Genomic DNA, 9,811 nt, shown 5'->3' on the forward strand with positions numbered 1-9,811 from the left:
TGCATGTTCCACCGCATAATTTTAAATACGGTCATTGGGCCTATTAAATCAAGAGCGATCATGTTGGGATAGATAAGCATCGATACTTTAGGCGCATCAGGGTCTGATGCCATCATTGCATTTATATGATTTTCCTTGGCTTCCTGTGCGGAGGTTGCAGGCATTGCCGCAAACGCCCCCAGAGCGGCAAGTTCAATAATAAAGGTACGGCGGTTCATACCATCATTCATCTTGTATTCCTTGGGATTTTTATATAACCAATCATCACAATGATGCTGGTTTAAGTGTCTGGAAATTATCATTGATTCGACAGCTCAGTTTCCCCGCTATCTCTGGCAGGGTATCGCTGAAAAATCCGTTTATTGCCGTCCGGAAGGCCTTCGCTGTGGCAAAATAACGGTTGTTTCGGGCATGCTCATTCATCACCTTCCACAACCGCTCTATCGGATTCAGATTCGGGCTGTAGGGGGGCAGGTAGTGGAGTTCAATATTCATCACCACCGCCCAGTCCTGCACCAGCGAGGCCCGGTGATACGGCGCACCATCCAGTATGAGATGTACTCTCTGCCTGACCGGGTAAGTCTGCCGGATGGCGATAAAAAAATCACAAATGGTTCTGGCATTAATCTGCGCATAATCGCCGGTCACTGTCCGTGCGATGTCGTTCAGACAGAGTGCCCCGATAATATTCATCCGTGTGCGGCTGCCGGTTGTCTTAACCGGTTTGCGCTCACCCCGGCGTATCCAGCCACCACTCAGTTTTGTTGACTGCGTGGGATGCACCGCATCCATAAACAGAATGGGTTCTTTATCACCCGCCGTCAGCTTCAGAGCCTCATATTCAGCCATGAACTGCTGCTGTTTCTCTTCGCTGAACTTATGCGGAACGCCTGTCGGCTTTTTCCAGGAAAAACCATGGCGGTGAAGCCACTTGTTTGTACTGGGTAAACAAGGAACCGGAGCCATCGTTAGAGTACCGGACAGGCAGGCTTGCCGACTGGGTCAGAGGATTATTGCTGCGAAAAAATAATTTTGTAGTGACCTGCGCCTTGGCAAACAAGCTGGCCAGAATCGCCTGGGAACTGACGGCCCGGCAACAATCCTTTGAGTATCTGACGACAATTAATCTGGCCGGTTCGCGACAATTATTTTGTCCGGTTTGTAATCTGAGATCACAACCTACTCAATCATGGAGATGTTGTGTCTCTTACCGACAAACAGGTCATTCTCTATATGAAAAATAGCAACAAAGGGGCGACTCAAGAAGTCGCCGCCGCCAGAAGCGTTATCTCTGTTCGTTCTGCCCGTCGGCGGGCTAAAAATCACTGATTCGCTCTGGCCCTGCACCGCTGACTTTCATTATGGCGGCAAAATGTTTTTGAATAAGCTGTAACTTCAGTTGATTAAACTGCGGGTCGTGCCAGTGGTCATTAAATTCAAACGGATCGCTATCTAAGTCGAACAGCTCCCCCTCTTCTGCATCGTGGTACACATTCAGCTTATAGCGGCCATCAAAATACATACTAGCGCGCGAACCGATGCTGCCGGGAAATCCAAGTGCGTCAAAATATTCAGAAAGCACATAAGGCTTATGCTGATGTAGTGCACTGTCGCCCCTGAGCAAAGAATACAGCGATTGTCCTTGGTTATGCGCCGGTAATGCTATCCTCGCGCTTTCCAGCAACGTCGCAGGAATATCAACCAACTCGACTAAGGCATTTGAACGCCTCTGTGGCGCAAAACCCTGCGGCCAGCAGACAATTAGTGGCACATGCACCAGCCCTTCATAAAAGCGACAGCCTTTGTAGAGTAAACCGTGATCACCCAGCATCTCCCCGTGATCGCTCATAAAGATAACCAGCGTATTCTGCCGCTGCCCACTCTCATCAAGCAACGAGGTAAGGCTGCCGACCATATCGTCCACCAGAGCTATCATGGCGAAATAGGCCGCGCGGATTGCCTTCGCGTCCCAGAATTCCGGCGGCGTATCATGGCTGCCTTGCAGGCTTTCCCCCTCTACCGCCACGTTCGGATCGACAGCCTTTTTGGTCTGCTGGTCGACCCGCGTAAAGCGCGCCTGATGGTCTAGATCGCTCTCTGCAAACAGCGGTGGGCGAATGGCATCCGCATCAATACGCTGCAAATAGTCCTGCGGCGGATCAAATGGCGGATGTGGGTCGTAAAGGTTAATGCTGAGGAACCACGGAGACTGCTGATGCCGGGAGATAAATTCTCGCGCCCGCTCTTTCGCCCAGGTGGTCTGGTGAAACTCCGTCGCAACGCCCTGATACATCGCGCCATGCGCGTGGGCGTAAAGCGACTGCGGATCAACTCCCTTTTCTTCCAGCCACGTCTGGTAATCGTGACCTTCCGACCAGTCCGGGTGCGGATGTTGGCTCCAGTAAAACTCATCGTAGCCATCGTCTGGCCGCTGTTCCATGCTCTGCTGGCTGGCGGATAGATGCAGCTTTCCAATCAACCCTGTGCGATATCCCGCCTGTTGAAATGAACGAGGTAACAGATGCAGGTGTTCGGGAAAACCGCGATTGCCGTTGCGCTGTACCTGATGCGCAATCGGGTACATTCCGGTCAGGAACGAGGCACGGCTGGGGGTGCAGATTGGGCTTTGCACATAGGCGCGTTCAAACAGCACTCCGGCGGCGGCAAGGTTATCAATGTGGGGCGTCTTTGCGCCGGGAGTTCCGAGGCAGGATAGCGTATCCCAACGCTGCTGGTCGGTACATATCCATAAAATATTCGGTTGAATCATGGGGTATCCTCTACTGTTTATCGCCCGCACATTGGCGCGGCCGTCGAATCGTGGATTAAACTTCAGAAGAAACGTCCTGGGGCGCTAATCCCATCCGCTCGAAGGCTTCCGGCGGTGCATCGTTTTTCGCCATCAAATCCCCCATTAACTCGCTAAGCTGCTGCTCAACCACCAGATCGTGCAGCGGCGTGAGCTGCCCCGGATCCTCAGCCAGATCGTATAGGCGGGTCTCTTTTTCCAGCAGCGAACCCGGCCCATAGTTGTTGTACATCGGCGAGGTATCGATAACCGGCACTTTCAGCAGCGGAACGCCTTTGGTAAATGTGAAAGGCGCGGCCAGCGTGGTATCCGCCAGCTCTTCGGTGCTGAAACGCGCGGTGATATGCGTTGGCATCAGTGTGTACTGGAAAATCTCCTGCTCGCTCAGGTTTTCCGGGTAGCGGTGGTAGGTATAGCGGCCATCGGTCACGTTGACCGCCCCGCCGAAATAGCCAAAGAGAATGCCCTCCCGCAGCGCCCGATCCTGCGCAACGACCGGCAGCAGCGAGTGCCCTTGCATCTCCGCCGGGCGTTTCGCACCGTAAATATCAAGGAAGGTGGCGGCGAGGTCCGGCGTCTGGGTCAGCGCCTGCCTGCGCTGCCCGGCAAAGTGCGCGTACTGAGGGTGGTGGATAAACAACGGAATATGTGCCACTTCCTCGTACATATTCATGCGGTTTTTCGCCCAAAAGTCATGTTCGCCCAACAGAAAACCGTGGTCGGTGGACAGCACCAGCGCGGTATCTTTCCACAGGTCGTGTTGATCAAAATAGTCCAGCACGTCGCCGAGCAGCGAATCGCACAGCGCAATTAACCGATAGTAATTGGCGCGCAGCTCCTCGCACTCTTCCGGTAATTCATCGACGCGGCCATAGCGCGGCCAGTCAAAAACCGGCCCGGTCCAGTCGGTGTTAATCACATTATAAAAACGCTCCGGGGCGGTAAACGGCTCATGCGGGTCGAAGGTTTCAATTTGCAGGAACCAGTTGTCGGCATGACGGTTGGTATCCAGAAACTCTAGGCCACGGGCAAAACATTGCACAGAGGGGAAGTCTTTCTCTTCACGGATGTACTCCCGGTTGATGATATTGCGCGCTTTTAAATCCTGGCGCCCACTTGAGAACTGCGAGGGATGGTATTTTTCCCGCAGGCGCTCCCAGTGCGGCTGCACCATCGCCTTCCACGGGTCACCCTCCTGGCCGCGAATAAATTCAAACGAGTCATAGCGGTTGTGATAGGTCGCCCCGCCATCTTCGAAATAGTGGTTATGATCGGTGATCAGATGGCTGTAGACCCCCTGCTGATACAACAGCTCGGGGAAAGCGTTATCAAATGGCTCCAGCGGCCCCCAGCTGCGGTGCAAAAAGCTCAGGCGACCGGTCTGCATATCACGTCTGGCGGGCATACAAGGCATGCTGCCGACATAGTGACGATCAAACGCAACCGAGCTTTGCGCCAGACGGTCAAAGTTAGGTGTTGGCACATGCTGGCCGCCGTAAGGCGATAGGGCCAGCCTATTCAATGAATCAAACAGCAGGAAGACGGTACGCATTATTGCTCCTTAGTCAGGGGAATTCTTTCGCCGGTTTCGGCATCAAACAGATGGATGTGGCGCACATCCGGCAACAGGCGGATGCTGTCGCCAGACTCGAGTTCAAGCCGCTGGCGGAAGGTACAGGTCAGGGTTTTGCCGCCCAGACAGGCGTTGACCAGGGTTTCCACGCCGGTGGGCTCGGTAACGTCAACCTCCGCGGGCAGGCCATCAGCAGAATTGAGGACAAAGTGTTCCGGACGGATGGCGTAAATGAGCTCCCTTCCGACAAGATACGCTAGGTTATCCGCCAGCGGCAGAACCAGACCGGAGTCGCTGATAAAACTTTCGCCGTCGTCAGAAATGCGACCGGGTACGCGGTTAATCTCTGGCGAACCAATAAACGAGGCGACAAACAGGTTACGTGGGCGGTCGTACAGATCCAGCGGAGTCGCCACTTGTTCGATGCGCCCCTGATTCATAATGGCAATACGATCGGCGAGTGTCATGGCTTCAATCTGATCGTGTGTCACGTAGATCATCGTCGCATCCAGCTGTTGGTGGAGCTTTTTGATCTCCAGTCGCATATCCACCCGCAGCTTGGCATCGAGGTTCGACAACGGCTCATCGAACAAAAAGATCTCGGGATTTCGCACCATTGCCCGACCAATAGCCACCCGCTGACGCTGACCGCCGGAGAGTTCGCGCGGGTGGCGCGCTAGCAGCGGTGTAAGCTGCAGCGCATCGGCGGTAGCGTTAACCCGCCCGGCAATCTCCTGCTTCGTCACCCCTTTTATTTTGAGCGAAAACCCCATGTTTTCCGCCACGCTCATATGTGGATAGAGTGCGTAGCTTTGAAAGACCATGGCGATATCACGTTCGCTGGCGGGTATCTCATTGATATCGATTCCTTGGAGCAGAATCCGCCCATTGTCGACCTCTTCCAGCCCGGCAATCATCCGCAGCAACGTGGATTTTCCGCAGCCCGAGGGGCCGACGAGGACGATGAATTCCCGCTTTTCGATGTGCAGATCTATATTCTTCAAGACCGTGACAATGCCGTATTTCTTATCGACGTTTTCGATGGCAACCGCACTCATTGGATTTTCCTTTTCTAATGTCATGATTTCACGGCGCCGGACAGTAATCCTTTGACGATAAAACGCTGGCCCACCACGAGCAGCAGCAGTACTGGAATTGACACCAGCAGAGAGGAAGAGGACATTTCCGCATAGCGAATCTGTTCATTCTGCGAAAAGGCGGTGATGTACACGGGCAGGGTTCGCGCCTGCTCCGAACTTAGGATTAGCGCTATCGGGAAGTCATTCCACACAAACAGCAACACCAGAATCGTGCTCGCAGTCATGCCGGATTTGATCAGAGGCACAAAGACAAAGCGAAAACGTTGCCAGTGGCTGCAGCCGTCCACGCAGGCGGCATCCAGTAGTTCTTTGGGGATCTCTCGGGCAAAGGTCACCCCCAGCCACAGCGCCATGGGTAGCCAGGCCGTCACGCTGGCGATGATGATGGCAATCCGCGTGTCGTAGAGACCGAGCTGGCGGAAGATATTGAACCAAGAGCCGACAAAGGTCACCACCGGCAGCAGGTTGAACAGCATGCACCAGCCAAGCAGGATTGCACTCAGCGCGGAAGGTAGATTGCGCACGGTGGTCAGCGCGTATGCGGAAAGAAGCGTCACGGCAACAATAATCGCAGTCGTCGTCAGCGTAATCACCACACTGTTGACGAAATACGGGATGAACATCGAACCGGGATCGAACAGCAGCTCACGTATAGTATCCAGCGTTGGCGTAAACACAAAACGGGCAAGCAGAATGTCGATTTGCTTTTTAAAGGCGGTGCTCAATAACCAGATAAAAGGAAACAGCACCAGTACGGCGTACAACGTAATTGCGGCGGCACGGCCAGCCGTAAACAGCCGGGCGCGCCTGCGCAGTGATAGCAGCATCAGCTTATCCTCCGCTTGCGTAGACTGATCAATACCACCATCAAAAGGGCAATAATGAAGAAGGTGAACAGGGACATCACCGCCCCCAGCCCTTCGCGATCCTCAATAAAGAAAGCGCGATAAATGGAGTAGCTGACCATCTCGGTGGCGGTGCCTGGCCCGCCTTTAGTCAGCAGGTAGATCTCATCAAAGACCTTGAATGAGAAAATGATACGCAGCATCAGGGTTATCAATAACGCGGGCCACATCATGGGTAAAATGACAAGACGCAGACGCTGCCAGCGGCTGCAGCCATCCAGTTGTGCGGCCTCCAGCACCTCGCGGGGCAGCGCTTTCAGACCGGCTAACAGCAGCAGGAAGGAGAATGGTGTCCAGTGCCAGACATCGACCACAATCACAGAAAGAAACGCCAGCGAAGGTGTTCCCAGCCAGTCGGGCGGTACGATATCCAGCTGGCTCAGCACCACATTTAGCGCCCCGGAATCGTTATTAAGGATTAGTCGCCACATCGCTCCGATCACGATGGGAGAAATCACAATCGGCAGCAGCAGTATGGTGGTCAGTAATCGCGGCTCTTTCTTCATATCATTGACTGCAAGCGCCAGCGCAAAACCAATGACCACCTGCAGCGTCACCGCAATAACGGAAAACGCCAGCGTATTGACCAGCCCCGTCCAGTAATAGGGGTTAGCAAGAAAGGCGCGAATATTATCCAGCCCGACAAAACGGGTGACGGCGCGCCCGTCCTGCCAGCTCACGTCCTGAGTGATCAGGCTGACAAGATGGAGCACCGGAGTGACCATCAGCGCAGCAACAATGAAAATCAGCGGTGTGAGCGCCAGCCACGGCCACAGATCTCGGCGCTGACGCCGTGACGGGGAAATGGCGCGGGACACGGAAAGCGGTTGTCCAGACATGGTGATTATCCTTTGCTTGAGGCGTCATCCGGCAGGTCCGGCGGCAGCTGCGTTTGATAACCCGCCTCTGACAGCAACTGATAGACCTGATGCGCGGCGGTGTTGAGCGCCTTTTCTGCCGACTGTTCGCCGCTCAGCGCCTTGTACAATTGGAGTCCCAGTAGTGCGTTAATCTGGGCGGACTCTTTAACCGGACTGATAATCTGCGCCTTGTCGGTGGCTTCTGTTAGCGCGGGCAAGAAGTTGAGCGGATCTTTCGCCACCCCCACCAGGTCGGAACGGACCGGTACGCCGCCGGCTTCATACAGGTACACTTGGTTGGCCTGCTCTTCATACCATTTGAAGAAATCCAGAGCCGCCTGCTTGTTCGCCGCCGGAATATTCTGCGGAATACCTCCAACCCAGTGCCCGGCGGCATAAACGCCCTTTCCGCCGACCGGATGCGGAATAACGGTGACGCCATATTTATCCGTAACTATGGAGCTATCCGGGTTACTCAACGGACCGCGACCTGCCGCCACAATATTCGCCTGTGCGGCTTTTCCGGTGGAGAAAAGCTGAATTAGCTCCCCTTGGGTTAATGCGCCAGGATTGCTGTAACCCGCTTTTGCGATGGCAATATAGTATTTAAGTCCGCGCAGTGTTTCCGGGCTATTCAGAATGATATTAAAGTCACCTTCGCGCGGGTTCTTAAATATCCCACCTCCGACAGAGAGCAGGAAGGGTGAAATATCAAAAACGATATCCTGTGGGCCTCCGCGAATCAGGAAGCCATTCTGACGCGGCGGCTTATGCAGTTTTTTTGTGTTTTCGTTTAATTCTTCCCAGGTTTTCGGCGGGGTCAGCCCGGCTTTCTGGTAAATATCTTTGCGATAATAAAACAGCTGCGGATTCGCGGTCACCGGGAAGGTATAGAGATCGCCGGATTGTTTATTGAAGACCTTGCGCGCATTATTCCAGTAAAGCGCATCACCAAATGTCAGGACTTGTTCTGGCAGGTGATAACTGGCCTCAATGCTTTTAATAGGTGTCAGAAAACCGCCGCCGTAAAACTCACCTAACCAGTTGATATCAATCATCGTGATATCATAGACGCCGTCTTTAGCCCGCACAGAACTGCGAATTTTATCGAGTAATCCGCTGTAGGGCACCGCATCGATGCTGATGTTATTCCCGGTGTCATGATTGTATTTTTCGACCGTTTTTTTGAAACCATCGAGCCACGGCGACTGGTTGATAACGATTTTAACGTTGGCTGCATACGCGGTGGATAAAGCAGGTAGCGCCAGCATGGTTAATATCGCCGCACCGGAAATACGAAAAAAATGGTTTCTTGCCACAGGTTTTTACTCCCCAGGTTATAAGTCCGCGGATTCAAGTTCGAACTGCAACGCCAGGCTGTGTCCCGTAACTATTTTTTGTACAGTTCAGCATTGGTATGGCAGTGCAAAAAATTCTCTTAAGCTATAAAGAACGTCCGGAATAGCTCAATACTCAACCAGAAATCACATTCCGGAAAAGATTCCTACTGAATCTTTTGGTATGCAGGGAGGTTAAGGGACGCAGCCTAAGCCGCCTGCCTTAGCTCTGCAAAAACCACTGAAGGCTGGCGGAAACCCGGACAGTCCATGCAGGGAAAGGAATCAGGGCTGTTTGGTCTGTCTGACCGTTCTGCATCGAGCTTGAAATGTATTGCCCATACGCAACATGTCATCTATCTGTAAATGGCAGGTGTAGCGGTATCTGGTGCAACTATTCAGTAATGCAGATGAAACTAACTTACGGAAATAATCGCTGTCTATAACTTAGATAGCATAACTTATGCACTGTATGAATATGTTGAAAAAAAGAGAGGTTAGTTATCTGTTTTAAATGAATATTTTATATTCACCGACCGTATATTCACACTATTGCAATGCTTAGTGAAATAATTGATTGACGGATTTAAGTTCGAAGTGCAACGCTAAGCGGTAATCCCCCCGAAAAACCGGCGTGTTCATAAGTAGAATTTTCTCGTCATCTGAACCGGGGAGATTTCTATGAAAAAATCACGTTTTACCGACAACCAGATCATGGCCATCCTGAACCAAGCCGAGGCCGGAACGCCGGTGGTTCAACTGTGCCGCGAGTATGGTATGAGCAATGCCAGTTTCTATAAGTGGCGCTCGCGCTTTGGCGGGATGGATGTCTCCATGATGACCCGCCTGAAAGGGCTCTGTCGCATTAACGGCGGCAGAGCCGCTGCCAATGTGCTTACAGATAGCGCTGATCTGCTCCGAGCTCCACTTCCAGCATAACCCTCTCTCAACGTAAAATGCCGTCTCAGGGCTGATAACGCGCTTCGCCGCCCGCCGTCGCCGGTCATCACTCAACCGCTGAGCCTCTTCTGCTGAATAACCGCCAGCAGTCCCGTTGCGCCTGACCTCCCGGGATACAGTGGACTTACTGACGCCAACACGCTTGCTGATCTCCGTGAGGCTAGGCAGTGTCCCTTAATTGCATAACCTATTGTAAAACAATCGGATGCAACCCAGCTTGACCATTGAAAGATAATTCCTCGCCGTTTTGTCGTAACGTGTTGCAAT

Annotated in this window: 8 protein-coding genes and 5 pseudogenes; 3 read left to right on the top strand and 10 right to left on the bottom strand. The window is 53.0% G+C overall.

What is annotated here, in order from left to right; genetic code table 11:
* A partial coding sequence (locus tag ACSZO4_RS22880; protein ID WP_437891353.1) for a hypothetical protein occupies window positions 1-230 on the bottom strand: 230 nt, incomplete at its 3' end.
* A gap of 34 nt (window positions 231-264) precedes the next feature.
* Window positions 265-948 (bottom strand): annotated as a pseudogene (locus ACSZO4_RS22885) (IS630 family transposase); the annotation flags it as partial.
* A 20-nt stretch (window positions 949-968) separates the two neighbouring features.
* Here ACSZO4_RS22885 and ACSZO4_RS22890 point away from each other — a divergent pair.
* Window positions 969-1,109: pseudogene (locus ACSZO4_RS22890) on the top strand (hypothetical protein); the annotation flags it as partial.
* Between the two features lie 91 nt (window positions 1,110-1,200).
* On the top strand, window positions 1,201-1,329 hold the full coding sequence (locus ACSZO4_RS22895; protein WP_437891363.1) for a hypothetical protein: 129 nt from the start codon (window positions 1,201-1,203) through the stop codon (window positions 1,327-1,329).
* Here the strand turns inward: ACSZO4_RS22895 and ACSZO4_RS22900 are convergent.
* Genes ACSZO4_RS22900 through ACSZO4_RS22925 form a run of 6 tightly spaced genes read right to left on the bottom strand, consistent with a single transcriptional unit; the run spans window position 1,316 to window position 8,566 of the window.
* Complete coding sequence (locus ACSZO4_RS22900; protein WP_437891354.1) at window positions 1,316-2,770, bottom strand: sulfatase family protein; 1,455 nt, start codon at window positions 2,768-2,770, stop codon at window positions 1,316-1,318. The two genes, ACSZO4_RS22895 and ACSZO4_RS22900, sit on opposite strands and share 14 nt — an antisense overlap.
* Before the next feature lie 55 nt (window positions 2,771-2,825).
* Window positions 2,826-4,361, bottom strand: coding sequence for a sulfatase (locus ACSZO4_RS22905; protein ID WP_437891355.1), 1,536 nt, complete (start codon window positions 4,359-4,361; stop codon window positions 2,826-2,828).
* Window positions 4,361-5,440 (bottom strand): ABC transporter ATP-binding protein, encoded by a 1,080-nt coding sequence (locus ACSZO4_RS22910; RefSeq protein ID WP_437891356.1) that lies wholly within the window; start codon window positions 5,438-5,440, stop codon window positions 4,361-4,363. The genes ACSZO4_RS22905 and ACSZO4_RS22910 overlap by 1 nt, the downstream gene beginning before the upstream one ends.
* A 20-nt stretch (window positions 5,441-5,460) precedes the next feature.
* Window positions 5,461-6,309, bottom strand: coding sequence for a carbohydrate ABC transporter permease (locus tag ACSZO4_RS22915; protein WP_437891357.1), 849 nt, complete (start codon window positions 6,307-6,309; stop codon window positions 5,461-5,463).
* On the bottom strand, window positions 6,309-7,226 hold the full coding sequence (locus ACSZO4_RS22920; protein WP_437891359.1) for a carbohydrate ABC transporter permease: 918 nt from the start codon (window positions 7,224-7,226) through the stop codon (window positions 6,309-6,311). The genes ACSZO4_RS22915 and ACSZO4_RS22920 overlap by 1 nt, the downstream gene beginning before the upstream one ends.
* A gap of 5 nt (window positions 7,227-7,231) precedes the next feature.
* The gene (locus ACSZO4_RS22925; protein ID WP_437891361.1) at window positions 7,232-8,566 is read right to left on the bottom strand and encodes an extracellular solute-binding protein; all 1,335 of its coding nucleotides are present in this window, start codon (window positions 8,564-8,566) and stop codon (window positions 7,232-7,234) included.
* Window positions 8,567-9,265: 699 nt separating this feature from the next.
* On the opposite strand from ACSZO4_RS22925, the pseudogene ACSZO4_RS22930 reads away from it, so the two are divergent.
* Window positions 9,266-9,442 (top strand): annotated as a pseudogene (locus ACSZO4_RS22930) (transposase); the annotation flags it as partial.
* Window positions 9,443-9,643: 201 nt separating this feature from the next.
* Here the strand turns inward: ACSZO4_RS22930 and ACSZO4_RS22935 are convergent.
* A pseudogene (locus tag ACSZO4_RS22935) lies at window positions 9,644-9,712 on the bottom strand (helix-turn-helix domain-containing protein); the annotation flags it as partial.
* A gap of 6 nt (window positions 9,713-9,718) precedes the next feature.
* A pseudogene (locus ACSZO4_RS22940) lies at window positions 9,719-9,811 on the bottom strand (IS5/IS1182 family transposase); the annotation flags it as partial.

It is taken from the genome of Phytobacter sp. V91, from assembly GCF_965644225.1.
GTDB lineage: Bacteria > Pseudomonadota > Gammaproteobacteria > Enterobacterales > Enterobacteriaceae > CBFFRJ01.

Coding starts and splice junctions, on each gene's coding strand:
- ACSZO4_RS22900 (WP_437891354.1), bottom strand. CDS start 2,770: ATGATTCAACCGAATATTTTATGGATATGTACCGACCAGCAGCGTTGG.
- ACSZO4_RS22920 (WP_437891359.1), bottom strand. CDS start 7,226: ATGTCTGGACAACCGCTTTCCGTGTCCCGCGCCATTTCCCCGTCACGG.
- ACSZO4_RS22905 (WP_437891355.1), bottom strand. CDS start 4,361: ATGCGTACCGTCTTCCTGCTGTTTGATTCATTGAATAGGCTGGCCCTA.
- ACSZO4_RS22915 (WP_437891357.1), bottom strand. CDS start 6,309: ATGCTGCTATCACTGCGCAGGCGCGCCCGGCTGTTTACGGCTGGCCGT.
- ACSZO4_RS22910 (WP_437891356.1), bottom strand. CDS start 5,440: ATGAGTGCGGTTGCCATCGAAAACGTCGATAAGAAATACGGCATTGTC.